We start from the raw sequence: 15724 nt of genomic DNA on the forward strand, positions 1-15724 counted from the left end.
CCCCGGCCTGATGGCCGGGGGGCATTCACTCAGTGGGCCTGTGCCTTACCGGTCTTGCCGGCTCCCTTCAGCACCTCGTATCCAGGCGCGGGCACATCCGCAGGGCGAATGCTCGTCCGGTAATTGCCCTGTGCCACCAGGGAAACGTCGCCCAGGCCACCGTCGTACGCCGTGCTCCACGATGCGATGGCAATCGTGTTGTCGCCATGGGTATGCAGCACGCCTGGCGGTAGCTCGAAGTCGGTCTGCGGGCCGACATCGCTGATGTAGCGACCGACCTGCCAGCCGTTGACGAAGACAAGGGCGCGGTAGTGGCGTGGCACGGCGTCATGGATGCGCAACGCGATGGGTACGTCCTGGCCGGCAGGAATATCCAGGTGGACGTTCGTGCGATACCAGTCGACGCCGGGCAGGGCGGTGGCACGCGGAAGCGTCGTGGATGCCCAGCGACCGTCCACGAAGCCCGGAAGCTGCCAGCCCATGCGCTCGCCATAGAGCCCCCCGGCATTAAATGGCCCGCGAACCGTATCGGACAACTGCTCGCCGCCTTCGTTGCCCTGGATCTTCCAGTGGATGCTCGTAGGCGCGCCGGCAAAGGTCGCTGTGATCAGGCCGCGCGGCTCACGGAACGCACCGCTGTGCTCCTCCTGAAGATGGCCCGTGTTGTCGACGAGCACGGAAACAACGTTGTCGCCACCGATCTTCAGCCAGGAGGGATCGATGGCGAACTGCCTTGCTCCGCTGGGGTTGTTGCCAAGGAAATGCCCATTGAGCCAGGCCGTGAAAATGCCGTGGTTGCCCAGGTGCACACCCGTGTTGGCCGAGAGAACAATCCCCATCTCCTTACCCGTGGCCTTGAAGTGGCCGCGATACCATACGTTGCCGTGGTGGTAGCCGTAGCTGTCGCTATCGAGGATGGGGAGCTGGTGTTCCCAGTAGGGATTGGGTGAAGACGTGCGATCCGTGGCGAGCCATCCCTTGTCATCGAAGCCGGGCGCCACCTCCGGCGCGCCGTTGGCAACCCGCCATGTCGTCAATGCGGGCAGCGCTACCGGTACGGGGCCCTCGACCTGGCCCAACAGACTTGTCGACGTCGTCGGGTTGGCCACGACGGGCTTGCCGTTCCAGGAGAATGCCCGCACGTCCGGAGAGGCGAAAAGCTCGATATCGCTTGCCTTGTCGGTATCGCCACTTAGCGCAATGTTCTCACCATTACGGATCGCTTCGCGGGCGAGATAAGGGCCCCGCAGAAGAACCGGACCTGCCGCCGTATCCAACTGCCAGAACTGCCTGGCGGCCGCACGGTCGCCGATCAGCAGCAGAAGCGATCCGGCCCCCTGGCCGATGGCTACCCGGGCGAGGCCATGGTGCCGGTAGTCAAGACGCAGCGTATGCGCGGCTTCGTCCCAGTGCATGGCCACATCACCCTCGATCACCTGCACGGCAGGGCGGCTTGCATAGCGCAGGACGGTCTCCCCGTCTTCGCCATCGCGCCCATACAGGACGGCCACGTCGCGAGGCCCCAGCGGAAGCCAGGTCATCAGCTCCGAGGTGGAATAGGCGAGGTCCTGGCGACCGAATCGATAGTCGGCAAGGAAGATTTTCGAATCGCGGCCGTCGATATGGATCGCCGTGCCGACCTGCTGGGGAATGGTCACGTCCTTCGCATCACGCTGGGCGATATGCAGGTGGGTCGCATCATTGCTGGTGTCGAGGGCGTCCGCGTGCCGGAGGATATAGAACCGCGTGCCGTCATCCGGATTGACCCGGGCATCGACACGCAGGCGGCCGTTGTCGGGTACCGAGGCAGCCACCGCGTCCGTCCGCGCCAGGGGGCTGACTGCACGGACCATATATCCGATGAGCTTCTGCTGGTCGTACTTGTCGGTCAGCTGGCGACTGGCCTTGATCGCCGCGCCGTAGTCGTACGACGTATACACGCCCGGAGAGGACAGCCAGCCCCAGTTGATGCCCCCATAGGTCATGTAGAAGTTCTGCATCGTGGAACCGGCCGCGATGATGGCCTCGTAGAACACCCGTTCGAAATCCGGGCCAGTGAGCTTGCGACAGGCCTCGTAGCCCGGGCCACCCCACACGTCAAAGGCGCCGCCCTGGAATTCAGGGAAGAACAAGGGAGAACGCGTCAGCTCCCGCCGCTCGCGGCTGAAGTCATAGACGGCATTCCAGCGTTCGGGGCGCGAGCAGTCGAAGTCCAGCGGGTAGGAGTCCTGCCCCGGAAGCTCGACGGCACCGAGGCCGTTGATGAAATCGCTGTTGTGATTGCCTGAAAACGGTACGGTGATGCCATCGGCACGTGCCTTGTCCTCGATGGCCTGCATGTAGCGCTGGCCATCCGGGGAGTCGTCGTAGAACTCGTTCTCCACCTGATACATCAGGACCGTACCACGCCCGTCAGTCACCTGGTGACGGGCAAGGATGCGATCGATCTGCCCCATCCATTCCTGGTAGGCGGCGGTGTATTCCGGATCGGGCGAGCGAGGCTTGCCACCGGTATCCACCAGCCAGCCGGGAAACCCACCCGCATCCGTCTCTGCGTTGATATACGGCCCGGGCCGGGCGATGACATAGATGCCTGCATCACGCGCCATGTCGAGAAGCCGGTCGACGTCGCGAATCCCCGTGAAGTCGTAGACACCGCGGCGCGGCGAGTGGTATCCCCAGTCGAAATAGATTTCCACCGCATTGAATCCGGCAGCCTTCATTTTCTGGAGAACATCCGACCAGAGGTCGGGGCTGGGCAGGCGCCAGTAATGGAACGAGCCCGACCACAGATAGATGGGTTTGCCATCGATCATCAGCGAGTAGCGGTCGTAGGTGACCTTGTGTGCCGTCCCTGCCTGGGCGGCGCCCAGCAGACCCAGCGCGGTGAGCATCGCCATGGATACGCCGAGGCGACGGTTTCCCGGCTTGTGAAAAACAGGCATTCCCAACTCCTACCACGATCCACAGCACGAAGACGCGTTGCCCGGATGGCGCAGGGGAGGTGGGTCCTGTCGACGCAGTCATCCTGGCTCTCCGGAGCGAAGTGGCCAGCATTTACTACAGCCTGATCAGGATGTCATCCGACATTTAAACCCGGGGCCTTGGCTTCAGCGGAAAGATACCAGGGCGCGTGTGCCAGAAAGACGCCACGCATCAGCGTGGCGTCTTTCGTTTCACTGAGCCGGATACGATCAGAACGAGCCGATGTTTCCGTTGACCGTACCGAGGTTGAAGCTGCCACGCCCCGTCACGTCGTCGTAGCCTGGGCCGGCGCTGAATCCGCCGTTATTGCCACTGGTCACATCGTGATAGTCGCCAGCTGGCAGCTTGTAGATGTGAGGACCGGCAAAGCCCAGTGAGGTGTGCGCGGCAAGCAGGCGTGCCCACGAACCCGTGAACAATGGTGCAGCGAGGCTCGTGCCGCCGATCTGCTCGTTGCGGCCGTTGACGATCACCAGTGCGCCGGAGTTCGGGTCGGCATCGAAGGCAACATCGGGGACGACCCGGAAGCTGCCCGTCACCGCCGTCTGCCACGTCGGTCGCGGCTCGACCAGGCTCGGGCTGCCGCCACTGCCACTCCAGGCGGTTTCACTGGTGTAAGTACTGCCGCTGGTGTTGAGCGTGGTGCCGCCCACGGCGATGACGTAGGGCGAGCTTGCCGGATAGCTGGGTGTCGTACCACCGTCGCCGCATTCGTCGGCGCCCGAGTCACCGGACGAAATAGAGAAGGTTTGTCCTTGCGCCTCGGCGGTCTTGAACAGCTGATCGTCGGCGGCCATGGAGCCGTCCTGCGTGGTATCGGTTTCGCACTCGCCCAGGGAAACGTTGATCACCTTGGCGGCATTGGCCGAGACGGCGGTGTTGATGATGCTGGTCAGCGCTGAATTGCTCAGTGACGTGGCATCGTAGAAGATCAGCTTGCCGACCTTGCCGCCGGCCATGCCCACGATATCCTGGCTATCCAGGTTCCATTCCTCGAGGCCGCTGGTGTCGCTGCTTCCGGAGCCCACGATTTGTGTACTCACCGTGCTCAAGCCATTGTTGGAAGTGAACTTGTTCAGATCCGTGATCGTCTGGGTGAGCCGACCTTCGGCAATGATGCCCACGGTTACCGTGGATGCCGTGGGCACGCCGCTGCCGCCATAGATCGCGGAGAACGTCGTCGGGTTATGGCCGGTGACCGATTGCGGGCGCAGTGCGGAGGTTGCATCCGCGCGAACGTTCATCGTGTGCATCCGATGAACGTCCTGGAGGCCCACAACGGAAAGCACGGCATTCTGCAGAGAAGCCGGGATCACGGCGTCCTTGTCGTTCGCATACGACTGGCGCCCATCGCGCGTTACGTTGACGAACGTCGTCTGGAAGGCCTGCTGGGCCGCGTCGACGTTGCCGTCTGCCGTAACCAGAAGACGATTGGGTTCGACCTGGACATTAGTGAAGCCGGCGTTGCTCAGGTATGCCGCTACCGCCTGCGCGTCGTCGGTGGTGGGGGCATGACGATCAAGAAAGGTCTGCGCCGTCATCGGGGCATCGAGCTGCGCACCCGTGGCAGCCAGTTGCCGGCGAGCGGCAATAAACGCGTTCAGTTGATCAGGATTACGAAGTTTCAAGGCAACCGCGATGTGCAGCGGTTGATCGATGGACGTCAGGCCCGTGACTTGTTCCTGGGAGCGCAGGGCCACGGCATGGGTCTGCGTTTGCACCCACCCGGATGTCGGCGCGGCTGTCGCGGCAACGGCCGCCCCCTGCGATAAGACCATGATGCACGAGGTTGCGAGAACCTTACGAGCCATCGCCAGCCCTGCCCAGTTCGATGTATTCGTCATGTGCTTTTCCTGTACTCATTAGGAGGTCCGCGGCAAATGCCGACGGAGGTGAGTCGCCTCCACCCGATCCTTCGATGAAGGATCCCCCTGAGCCAGGCATCGCGACCGGTAAAGACGCTAACAGGGACACCGGTCGCGACTTGCTCGTATTCGGCCTCGAACTATCGCAAATTATTGATGTTAATCAGCAACATATTGCGAACAAGCGATCCTTTTCCCGGGGCCGGTCAGGCGCCGTGGAAGACCGCCTCGATGTTGTGCCCATCCGGATCGAGTACGAAACCGCCGTAATAGCCCTCGTGATAATGAGAGCGAGGACCGGGCGGCCCATTGTCGCGCCCCCCGGCGGCCAGCGCCGCGTCGTGAAACGCCTGGACCAGCTGACGAGACGACACCCGAAACGCTACATGCACCGGCGGCCGGTTTGGCTCGCCCTTATAGATCCAGAAATCGGGCTTGCCGCCTTCGCCGAACCCGGCGACATCCGTGCGCCCCGTGACCGAGGCCGGAAAAATGGCAAGGAGTTCATAGCCTATGGCACTAAGTGTCGCCCGGTAAAACTCCTTGCTTAGCTCGAAATCGCTGACGACAACGCCGGTGTGATCGATCATTCGCCCTTCCTCGAAATGGTGGACCGTGGGTGACTTGCGTGCATGCGAATCGTATCGAGGTGCGGTGCCCCCTAGCAATTCAAAGTTTGTCCCATAGGCCTCGTCACGTTGTATGAAGTGACATGGCAGCGCAGGGCGGTTTGTTTGTGCGTCACCGATGTAGCAAATGTGAATCTGATTTTGCCCGGCGTCCCTCGGACATGCGGCCCCAGGCTCGCCTACATCTGCCGGAACAGATGCAGGTAGCTGCGACTGACCGGCAAGGATTCTTTTCGATCCTTGAGGTGTACGACAGCGGTTTCGTTATCGCCGCGAATGATATGACTGACGGCGCGCAGATTTACCACCGCCGAACGGTGCACCTGGATGAACTGCGTATCATCGAGTTGTGCCACCAGCTCCTTGAGCGTGGTACCGATCAAGGCTTCGCAAGGCTGCCTTGCCTCATTGCGCCAGGCGACCAGCGTGTATTTCGCCTCCGAACGGAGGTAGTCGATATCGTCTACGGGAATCAGACGCAATGTCTGCCCGACCTGTGCTCGTATCCAGCGCAAGGGAGCGGGCGACGTCGGGCGATCAAGCCGCGAGGCGAGCTCGCGTAGCAGGTGCTCGGTATTCGTCGCCGGCTGGGACATACGCAGGCGCTCCTGGATGCGGCCCACGGTATCGGCAAGCCGGGCCGGTTCAACGGGCTTCACCAGATAGTCGAGCGCCCCCTGCGAGAAAGCCTGGACGGCGTAGGTGTCGAACGCGGTAACGAATACAACATGCGCCCGCCGGCCGATGTGATGCGCGACATCTACGCCCGAAAGACCCGGCATATGAACGTCGAGGAAGCAGACATCCGGCTGCACATCGTCGTACATCCGGATCGCTTCGCGCCCGTTACGGGCCTGTGCGACGACCTTCAGTTCAGGCCAGGCCTGGGCAAGCATCTGGGCCAGAACGCCACGCAGGAGGGGCTCGTCGTCGGCGATCAGCGCGGTCGTCATGCGTGGCCTGCTTCCTGGGCTGGGAAAATCGCTTCGGCGACCACGCCCCGGGGCAGCCGGGCGGCAATATCCAGTGTTGCGTCGCCACCAAATGCCATGGCCATGCGTTCACGCAAGGTGGCTATCCCTGTACCAAGCCCTTTGCGATTCGCCCGCAGACCAACGCCGGTATCGATAACCCGCACCACGCAGCGATCACCGCGCCTCTCTACATGCACGTCGATACGGCCGCCATCCTCGCTCGGATCGATGCCATGGCGCACGGCATTCTCGACCAGCGTCAGCAGGGTGAGGGGAGGGCACCTCAATGAGCGAGCCGCTTCATCGACGTGCAGGCCGAACTGGAGCCGGTCGGGGATACGTATATGCATCAGCTCCAGATAGGCCTGCGCCAGTTCCAGTTCGTCGGCCAGCGTGGTGGCCGGCGCATCGAGCCGGGGTACCGCCGCGCGAAGATAGGCCACCAGATTGCGAAGCACCATCGAAGCCTGCGGCGAACCCTCGTCCACCAGTACCTGCACGTTGGCCAGCGTGTTGAACAGGAAATGCGGGGTGACCTGGGCCTGCAACAGGCGCAGGCGCGCATCCAGTGCCTGGCGTTCGAGTTCGCTGCGCTCGAGATCGAAGACCAGCGCCTGATGGCGGGCGAGGGCGTCCTTCTGCCTGACCAACGCACCGAGTGCAATCCATGGTGCAACCAGCAGGCCAAGGACGCTCAACGATACGAAGCCTTCAAGGCGGTCCTTATCTTCCCAGAACGGCGGCGCGCCGGGCATGGTGCTGTAGAGGTAGATGAGCCAGGTCACCAGCGGTATCGACACGGCCACGCCCAGCACCTGTAGCACCCAGCGTGCCAGCCACGCAGGCAGCCGTGCCGGCCATTGCTCGAAGATGCCGAAGGCCAGCATTGCGGCCAGCCCCAGCGTCCCGGTGCGCAGCATCAGTGCGAACCAGCCCGAGTCCCAGCCGGGCAGCAGGATCAAGCCCAGCACGACCGACGCACACAGGGTGAATAGCAGGCGACGCCAGCCCAGAAGCAGGGCAACGCCATGTGGCTTGATGAGGGCGGGAAGGGTAGACACATCCGGAGCATAGTCAGGTCGGCATGCGCCTGCCAATCGTCTTCGCGAATCTTAAAGATGCGGCAGCCACAGGCCAGCGAAGGCGGCCACGATACCGACAGCCATCATCAAGGTCAGCAACGTGAGCGCGCTGGCCATCGCCACCTTGCCCGGCACGTTCTGGCACTTCTGCGACCAGAAGTAGAGCTCCAGGACGGCCAGCGGGAGCAGGTACTCGGCAAAGCCCAGGAAGGTGAGAAACGGACCGGTGAAAGTGTCCGGATCGAAGCCCACCGGGGCCTGATTCACGGCAAGCCAGAACATGAGCCCCACCCGGAAAAACCACACACCACTCACTGCCAGGAACAGCCTCAGCGCCCAGCGCCGATGAGCACCAAAGCGCCCGGCGCGTGCCTCGCGCAGCGCGAGTGAGGCGAAACCCAGGATCAACAATGCATCCAGGCTCATGCTCAGGCGGCCAACGAGCTGATCGCCGGCGATGTGACGAGTCCAGATCATGAAGACTCCCCCCACGCTGGCAATCATTGCGGAGATGAGGAACAGGCGCCCGTTCCAGCGATGGACGCGTGGCCAGTGTCGCCGCACCACCGGGACCAGTTGTGCAGCGCCACTGAGCATCACCACCACCGCAAACAACAGATGCAGGGCAAGCACCGTGTTGCCGGCAGTGTCACCTGGGATGTGACCGGCAACCAGTACCTTGTTCCACGCCTTCCAGTCTCCTTGAATCGCAGTGCGCCCATAAAAGTCGGCCACGTAGAACGCGAAAAGCAACTGACCCAGGATCGCAACGCCCAGCCACAGGGCTGCAGCTCCCTGGAGAAACAGGGCCGCCTTGCGCGTCCGCCACGGGATAACGAAGTGGAGCTCTGCTGAGGATGCGGTGATGACGGGTCGGTACATAAATGCCTCCTGGGTTGATCCGGAGTCTTGCCCAGTGGCGACGTCGAAAAGAGGGGGCACCCGACGAACGACGCCATGGAAGGTACGAGTGGCGGTCCATTTCCTGGACAATCACACCACCTGCAGGAGCGCACCTTGCGCGCAACCGCTCAAGGCGATAACCATTCACGCGCTCAAGTGATAGCCTGCGGATCCAGACACCTATCTGCCATGCCTTAGATCCGGCGCACATGTGGCCAGACAAGTCCGCACTCGTGCAGCCAGAAAAACAAGGAGCCGCCATGCTCAAGTGGTCCATCGTCTTCGCGTTTGTTCTATTGCCGCTGTCGACGGCGCAAGGGACATCAGGCGCTGCACGGGTCGACTATGAGCTGGCACCCACCATGGCCGGTGACGAGCTACGGGAATTTATGGTGTCCGTGCGTTTCCCCGCAAACGCCTCCGGGACCACAGGCTTCGGATGGCTGGGCAGTTGGCGCGGAGACACCCATCTCAGCCGATATGTGCGTGACTTCATGGTGGACGGGGCGATCCACGTGGCCCAGGATGCGCCGGGCCACTGGCGCATCGACGCCGTCGGAGGCAAGCCGCTGACCGTGCGATACCGCATCGTCGCCGGTGCCGATCCCGACCCGAATCCCGGCCGGTTTGACCGTAGCGCGCCGGTCATCCACGGCAATGTCTTTTCGGCACTGGGCATGGTGGTGTTCGGCCGGCCCGATGGAAGCGACAAGAGCCCGGCAACCTTTGTCTGGCAGGCTGGCCCGGCTCACGTGCCCCTGGTATCGGACCTTCAGCACTTGCCCGCTCCGGGCCAGTCCAGCGCACGTCCAGGTACCACCGAAGACATCTTGATGAGCACCCTGGTGGGCGGCGCAGGCATGACCGGCGCCACAACCGTGGCAAACGAGAGTGAGCCACGGGTAGGCATGCTGCCAGGCAGCGTGGCCGGGCCGGAAGAATTCGTCGCCTCGGTACGGCGCATCGTGGGGGCGGAGCGCAGTTTCTGGAACGAGCGCAACCCGGGGCCATACACGGTGACCGCGACGCCAGTACCGTCGAGCTACAACGGTTTTATCTCTGGCGCGGGCTTTGACGACAGCTTTGCTCTCTGGGTCAACACCCATTCAAACAACAGCGATCTCACCTTCTTCATCGCGCACGAAGATTTCCATAGCTGGAATCCCGGCCTGCTGGGTAAACCCTATGCCGACCCCGGGGCAGAGCAGCGCGCTGCCTGGTTCAATGAAGGTTTTACCGATTACTTTGGTCAGGCGCTCAGCCTGCGCTCCGGAGCCGTGACGGTGCAGGCTTTCCGCGACATCTGGAACAGCGCGCTACTGGAATACGCCAATTCACCCTGGCGGAATACACCCAATGCCACGCTCGCGCCGGCCTTTTTCAAGGATCAGGACGCGAAACGGATGCCCTATCTACGCGGGGCGATGCTGGCGGCGCGCTGGAACGCGAAGCTGCGTCAGCAGGGAGCCGATGCCCATGCAGCGCCTGCTGAGCTGCGCGCCGTGTTGCTTGACCAGCGCAGGATGGCTTCGACGTCAACGGCAGAGCCTCCCGCTCTCTTTGTCACAGCCGCCGCCCGGCACGGGCTCGACGTAAAGGACGACCTGGCGCGCTTCATCGAGAAGGGCGAAAGCCTGACCCTCGCACCCGACACATTCGGCCCGTGCGCGCGCGTGGTCACCCAGCAGCGACCCGGCTACGACACCGGCTACACCTCCGAGGATCATCGCGTGACCACGGTCAAACCCGGAGGCAACGCCTACCTGGCGGGCCTACGCGCCGGTATGGTCATCGAGAAGAAAGTCTCAGGCACCAGCGGCGACTCGCTCAAGCCACTCGAACTGGACGTCCTCGAAGGGAGCACGCGTCGGACCATTGCGTTTCTTCCTCAAGGCCCCGGCCAGATTACCGTACAGCAACTTCAACTGACGTCCCCGGCACCTGCGGACTGCGCCTCCAGCCTGACAGGTATTCGTCAGCTGCCGTAGCATCCTGATCCGGAGTTTCCCATGTATCAACCAGCTTTCGACGTCACATCCTCATGATGTCATTCGCAAAGACGGATATGGGTCATCAATGCCATGGCGCTTGCCAGCGACTCGGCCGGCATTGTCACGATACGGCATTTGCCACGGTGGTACTTCGTGGCGGCTATATGGAGGCAGGCGATGAAGGGCGCCGCACGGTGGAAGCGGGTCACGTGCTGATCCATCATGCTTATGAGTCTCACCTGGACTGTTTTTCACAGAAAGGTGCTGAATTACTTGTCCTTCCGGTTCCGACAGACAACGGACTCCCACTGTTTGGAACGACGACGGATCCCGAAGGACTCTTGCGTACCGCACGATCTTCGTTACCGGATGCATGGCATCACCTCACGGAAACATGGAGCTCGTCTGAGCAACGGCATCAGGACTGGCCCGATCTTCTTGCCGAATGCCTTCGGCAGGATGCCGATCTCTCCTTGCGCCAATGGGCCGAAAACATGGGGCTGCGACCGGAGTCGGTCAGTCGCGGTTTCCAGCGTGCCTACGGCAGCTCACCCAAGGCGTTTCGTGCCAGCTCACGGGCGCGTCTGGCCATGCAGCGCCTGTGCGGTACGCGGCAATCCTTTTGCGATATCGCCGCCTCGCTCGGATTTGCCGACCAGGCGCATATGAGCAGGGCCGTCGTGACATTGACGGGATCTACACCCAGTCATTGGCGGCGGTCGGCCTCGTCTTCGGCCGCCACCTGAGCTGCCCTATGCCAGGTTATCGGTCAACTGGATTCAAGACGCACCCTCGACGTTCACCTAGTCTCCATTGAGGCGCCGCAAGCCGGCCGCGGCCAAAAGTTTCGTCTCTCAATGGGGATCACCTATGCGCCATGCACTCCTGGCAAGCGTTCTCGTCATCGCAGCTGGTACAAGCAACGCTGACAACATCGATGCGCTTCTCGCCGCCAATCGCAAGGCAATGGGTGCGGACGCCTGGGCCGGAAAGGAAACACTGGATAGCCAGTTCTCGTATGCGGGCCAGGGCCTCACCGGTACGACGTCGTCCGTCATCGATCTTCGTCGATGCTCCTTCGTGGATACCTACCAGATAGGCCCTGGTGGCGGCGCCACGGGTTTCGACGGTACGAAGGCATGGGAGAAGGAACCCTCCGGCACGGCAACCGACGAGGCCGGAGGTGATGTCAGGGAACTGGCCGTCAACGAGGCTTATCGAGGGTGCAACCTCTGGTGGCGCAGTGACCGGGCCGGCGCACGTATCGAGAGCAATGGCCAGAAGACTGTCGATGGGAAAATCTTCGATGTACTCACCGTCACACCAGAGAAAGGCAAGCCTTTCGAAGCATGGTTCGACACGGCCACCCATCGCCTGGCACGAACCGTAGAGGTCCAGAGTATCCAGGTGATCACGACGTCGTACTCGGATTACACCGATGTGGATGGTGTTCCCATCGCACATACGATCGTAGTGGATGACGGTACCGGCACGGCCAACCGCCAGACGACGCGCCTGACTTCCGCACGGTTCGGACCGACACGACCGCCAGCCTTTTATGAGAAGCCAGCCACCGCAGTCAACGACTATGCGCTGGCCGGTGATACGCGCCAGACAACAGTACCGTTTCAACTGGTGAACAACCATATTTATGTGCAGGCATCGGTCAACGGAAGCAAGCCGCTGACGTTCATCGTCGACACGGGTGGTCACGACATTCTTACGCCGATGACCGCAAGGATGCTCGGCGTCAAGACACAGGGAAGCCGGACCGCAGGGGGCTCCGGCAATGACTTCGCGCAGAGTGGACTGGCAAGGGTTAGTTCGATCTCCGTCGGCGGTGCCACGCTCACCAGTCAAACGGTTACCGTGCTGAAATTCTCCAACGCGGCGGAGGGCATCGACGAGCAGGGAATGATTGGATATGAGTTCTTTGCGCGCTTCGTGACCCGCATTGACTACGGTAAAAAACAGATCACCTTTATCGACAAGAAGCACTTCGATCCCACGTCAGCCGGCACGCCCGTGCACTTTCATTTTTACCAGCAGTTTCCGGAAGTACCAGGAACGTACGACGGCATTCCCGGACGCTTCGGCATTGATACAGGCGCGCGGAACGCGCTATCGCTGACTCGCCCCTTCGCCGAGAAGAACCACCTGCGCGAACGGGAGAGGGCAGGGATCGAAGCCCTTACGGGATGGGGGGTGGGCGGCCCGACGCGCGGCTTCGTGTTTCATGGCAAGAACCTGGAACTCGACGGTTTAACGATACGCGCGCCCCTTACCGAGTTCAGCCTGGACAAAGCGGGCACGGGCGGCATGGATGCGTTTCCGAACAACGTCGGTGGCGGCCTCCTGAAGCGCTTTGTCGTTACCTTCGATTACGATCACCAGATCATGTATCTCAAACCTGTTTCCGGACCGGTCGATGACCTGGATACATTCGATCGTTCGGGCATGTGGATCAACGTCAAGGGCAGGGGCTTCGAGATCGTGGATATAGGCCCTGGAACACCGGCCGCAGTCGCGGGGCTACGGGTAGGCGACATCGTCACGAAGGTGAATGGCAAGTCGATCCAGTCTGTCAAGCTTTACGATTTTCGCCGGATGCTGCGTAACGAAGCACCCGGAACTAAAATCCACCTGACATTCGACCGGCGCGGTGCCATACACCAGACAGATCTTGTGCTGCGGAACCTGATCTAAGCTATCGATACAACGTTTCCATACTGTCCTCAGTGAGGCATCCGTTCCCGGATTACCGCGGCGTGGTAGCCGCTCGCATCCATTGCCCTGACCAGGAGTATCGCCATGTCACATCCAGTGGTATCACGCAAGGAATGGCTCGATGCCCGTCTCGAACTGCTGGCGGAAGAGAAAGAGCTGACCCGGCGCAGCGACGCACTGGCCCGACGACGCCAGGCGTTACCATGGGTGCGAGTCGACAAGCCCTATCGCTTCGCTACCGATGAGGGCACCCTCTCACTGGCCGAGCTGTTCAAGGGGCGCTCCCAGCTGATCATCTATCACTTCATGTATGGCCCCGACTACACGGCCGGATGCCCCTCATGCTCGTCGATCGCCGACGGATTCGACGGCATCGTGGCCCATCTCGAAAACCACGACGTCGCATTCCATGTGGTATCGCGTGCTCCCCTGGCGACACTGCAGGCCTTCAAACGGCGTATGGGCTGGACCTTTCCCTGGGCGTCGTCTGGTGACACCGACTTCAATACAGACTTCAACGTCTGGTTCAGTGAAGACCAGCAGCGCGCGGGAAGCATCGAATACAACTACCAACACGAACCGCCATTGGCCGGCCCGTCCACCGACGAGGAGGTCCAATGGCAGAGCCGCAAAGACAACGGGCCGGTCGCGCAGATCGCCGCCATGACCGGCACCGACGTCGCCACCTATGCGCGCGACCGCCCCGGCATCAGCACGTTCACCCTCGAAGACGGTGTCGTCCATCATGCGTATTCCGCTTATTCTCGCGGCCTGGATGCGCTTTGGTGCCTCTACCAATGGCTCGACCGGGCGCCGCTGGGACGTAACGAGAAGGGCATCTGGATGCGGAGGCATGACGAGTACCCGTGAGGCATCAGGCCGTGTGACGAAGCCCCCCGTCGCAGGTGAGCATGTGCCCGCTCATGAAGCGGTTGCTGATCAGAAAGGCAATCGCCTGGGCGACGTCCTGAGCGAGGCCGATTCGCCCAACGGGCGTCTTGTCCGCATATTCGGCAAACAAGGCCTGCTTATGCTCGTCGGGAACGGCCTCCCACCATGGTGTATCGACGACACCGGGCGACACGCCGTTGACCCGTATCGGCGCAAGTTCCACGGCAAGCACCGGCACCAGTGCCGCGACCGCCGCGTTGGCAGCAGCAATACCAGCAGTTCCCGGTGTAGCGGTCTGTGCCGCCAGCCCTGAAACGAAGATCAGGCTGCCATCCGTACTGATAAACGGTAGAGCCGCTTGCGCACAGGCAATGTGCGCATACACCTTTTCCTCGAAACCCGCCTTGACGTTCGAAAGGGCAATGGTGCCGAAAGGGCCGACGCCTTTGCTACTGCCGAGGGCAAGCACCATGTGGTCGATGGGCTCGAGTCGAGCGAGGCAGTCAGGCAGTGCGGCTTCGTCGGTTGCATCCATCTGCACGGCTGAAGCTCTACCACCCGTGACACCCAGCGCGACGTCCAGCCGTGCCTTGCTTCGTCCGGCAATAGTGACCCTATGACCGGTATCAAGCAGGAGCCTGGCAGTCTCCAGCCCGATACCGGATGAGCCGCCGACGATTACGATATGTTGCAATGACATGGATATAGTTCCTCAGGCGGGGCAGAGCGCCCTGACCCGAGTTTCCCGTCTACCATTCAGGGCAAACAGTTCCTGGTGGATCCTGGTATCCAAAGTACTACGTTAAAGTCATGACCACGCTCAGCATCCCCAGCAACACCGTCCGACAACGCGAAGCGGGAGCCTTTCTGCGATACAGGCGCGAGCGCCTCACACCGCATGACGTCGGCTTGCCGGCAGGCATCCGGCGGCGGACGCCCGGCTTGCGACGCGAAGAGCTGGCGATGCTCGCCGGTGTCGGAACCACCTGGTACACCTGGCTCGAACAAGGTCGTGACGTCAATCCATCAGGGGATGTGCTGTCGGCGATCGCCCGAGCACTTCAGCTGGACGCCGCCGAGCGAGAACATCTTTTCGTCCTTTTCCGCGTCTCCCCGGATGCCAGCCAGGCGGTCGAGCCCGAGTGGGTAGGGGAGCCCATTCGCCGAATGCTCGCCAGCCTCCAGGACCAGCCGGCATTCGTTCGCGGCCGTCGGTGGGACATCCTCGCCTGGAATCGTGCTGCCGATGTGGTTTTTGGTCCCTACGAGCAACTGGAGGGCGACCAGCGGAACTCGCTGCATCTGCTTTTTGCCAACCCGGGGCATCGAGCCATGCTCGCGGACTGGGAAACCGTCGCCCGGTCAGCGCTGGCTATGTTCCGGGCGGATTTTGCACGCCACGCAGGGGACGTGTCTTTCACCCGGCTTATCGAGGATCTATCGCTCGTGAGTGAGGAATTCGCACTGTGGTGGGAGCAACAAGAGGTACTGCGCCCTCAGTCGGGGGAAAAGCGCATCAACCATCCCGTCGCCGGAACGATGTCATTCGAGTACTCCAGCCTTGGAATCGACGATTCGTCAGACGTGAAGCTGATTGTTCTAACGCCGTCGCAAACGGATGGTACTTTGGATGCGCTTCGGAGGTTGCTTTGAGGGTGGTGAGTGCTGGGTTTCCGG

The 15724-nt window shown here is 61.9% G+C and carries 13 protein-coding genes; 5 read left to right on the plus strand and 8 right to left on the minus strand.

Features of this window, described 5'->3' with window-relative positions:
* Nucleotides 1–29: 29 nt before the first annotated feature.
* The 6 genes from KR767_RS16920 to KR767_RS16945 form a co-directional block, all read right to left on the minus strand.
* Complete coding sequence (locus KR767_RS16920) at nt 30–2945, minus strand: beta-galactosidase (protein WP_250877125.1); 2916 nt, start codon at nt 2943–2945, stop codon at nt 30–32.
* A gap of 249 nt (nt 2946–3194) precedes the next feature.
* Nucleotides 3195–4685 (minus strand): S53 family peptidase, encoded by a 1491-nt coding sequence (locus KR767_RS16925; RefSeq protein ID WP_250877126.1) that lies wholly within the window; start codon nt 4683–4685, stop codon nt 3195–3197.
* 371 nt (nt 4686–5056) lie between these two features.
* Nucleotides 5057–5440 (minus strand): VOC family protein, encoded by a 384-nt coding sequence (locus KR767_RS16930; protein ID WP_166946578.1) that lies wholly within the window; start codon nt 5438–5440, stop codon nt 5057–5059.
* A gap of 218 nt (nt 5441–5658) precedes the next feature.
* Nucleotides 5659–6432: a LytR/AlgR family response regulator transcription factor gene (locus tag KR767_RS16935; protein ID WP_250877127.1), complete on the minus strand. Its 774-nt coding sequence runs from the start codon at nt 6430–6432 to the stop codon at nt 5659–5661.
* Entirely contained in the window at nt 6429–7514 is a 1086-nt protein-coding gene (locus tag KR767_RS16940; RefSeq protein WP_250877128.1) for a sensor histidine kinase, read from the minus strand. Before KR767_RS16940 ends, KR767_RS16935 begins: the two co-directional genes overlap by 4 nt.
* A 51-nt stretch (nt 7515–7565) precedes the next feature.
* Nucleotides 7566–8417, minus strand: coding sequence for a DUF2306 domain-containing protein (locus tag KR767_RS16945; protein WP_250877129.1), 852 nt, complete (start codon nt 8415–8417; stop codon nt 7566–7568).
* A 281-nt stretch (nt 8418–8698) separates the two neighbouring features.
* Here KR767_RS16945 and KR767_RS16950 point away from each other — a divergent pair, with 281 nt between their 5' ends.
* A complete protein-coding gene (locus KR767_RS16950; protein WP_250877130.1) occupies nt 8699–10426 on the plus strand; it encodes a M61 family metallopeptidase in 1728 nt (575 codons plus the stop codon).
* A 59-nt stretch (nt 10427–10485) separates the two neighbouring features.
* Here KR767_RS16950 and KR767_RS16955 read toward each other — a convergent pair whose 3' ends face one another.
* A complete protein-coding gene (locus KR767_RS16955; RefSeq protein ID WP_250877131.1) occupies nt 10486–10638 on the minus strand; it encodes a hypothetical protein in 153 nt (50 codons plus the stop codon).
* On the opposite strand from KR767_RS16955, the gene KR767_RS16960 reads away from it, so the two are divergent.
* From KR767_RS16960 to KR767_RS16970, 3 genes are all read left to right on the plus strand, one after another.
* Nucleotides 10639–11175, plus strand: a complete 537-nt coding sequence (locus KR767_RS16960; RefSeq protein WP_250877132.1) for a helix-turn-helix domain-containing protein — start codon at nt 10639–10641, stop codon at nt 11173–11175.
* Nucleotides 11176–11299: 124 nt separating this feature from the next.
* Nucleotides 11300–13135, plus strand: coding sequence for an aspartyl protease family protein (locus tag KR767_RS16965; RefSeq protein ID WP_250877133.1), 1836 nt, complete (start codon nt 11300–11302; stop codon nt 13133–13135).
* A 105-nt stretch (nt 13136–13240) separates the two neighbouring features.
* Nucleotides 13241–14026 (plus strand): DUF899 domain-containing protein, encoded by a 786-nt coding sequence (locus KR767_RS16970; protein WP_250877134.1) that lies wholly within the window; start codon nt 13241–13243, stop codon nt 14024–14026.
* Between the two features lie 4 nt (nt 14027–14030).
* Here the strand turns inward: KR767_RS16970 and KR767_RS16975 are convergent, their stop codons facing one another.
* Nucleotides 14031–14747 (minus strand): SDR family oxidoreductase, encoded by a 717-nt coding sequence (locus KR767_RS16975; RefSeq protein WP_250877135.1) that lies wholly within the window; start codon nt 14745–14747, stop codon nt 14031–14033.
* Between the two features lie 110 nt (nt 14748–14857).
* On the opposite strand from KR767_RS16975, the gene KR767_RS16980 reads away from it, so the two are divergent.
* Nucleotides 14858–15700, plus strand: coding sequence for a helix-turn-helix transcriptional regulator (locus KR767_RS16980; protein ID WP_250877136.1), 843 nt, complete (start codon nt 14858–14860; stop codon nt 15698–15700).
* Nucleotides 15701–15724: the final 24 nt, after the last annotated feature.

The sequence above is a fragment of the Luteibacter anthropi genome (assembly GCF_023699965.1).
GTDB classification, from domain to species: Bacteria; Pseudomonadota; Gammaproteobacteria; order Xanthomonadales; family Rhodanobacteraceae; genus Luteibacter; species Luteibacter anthropi.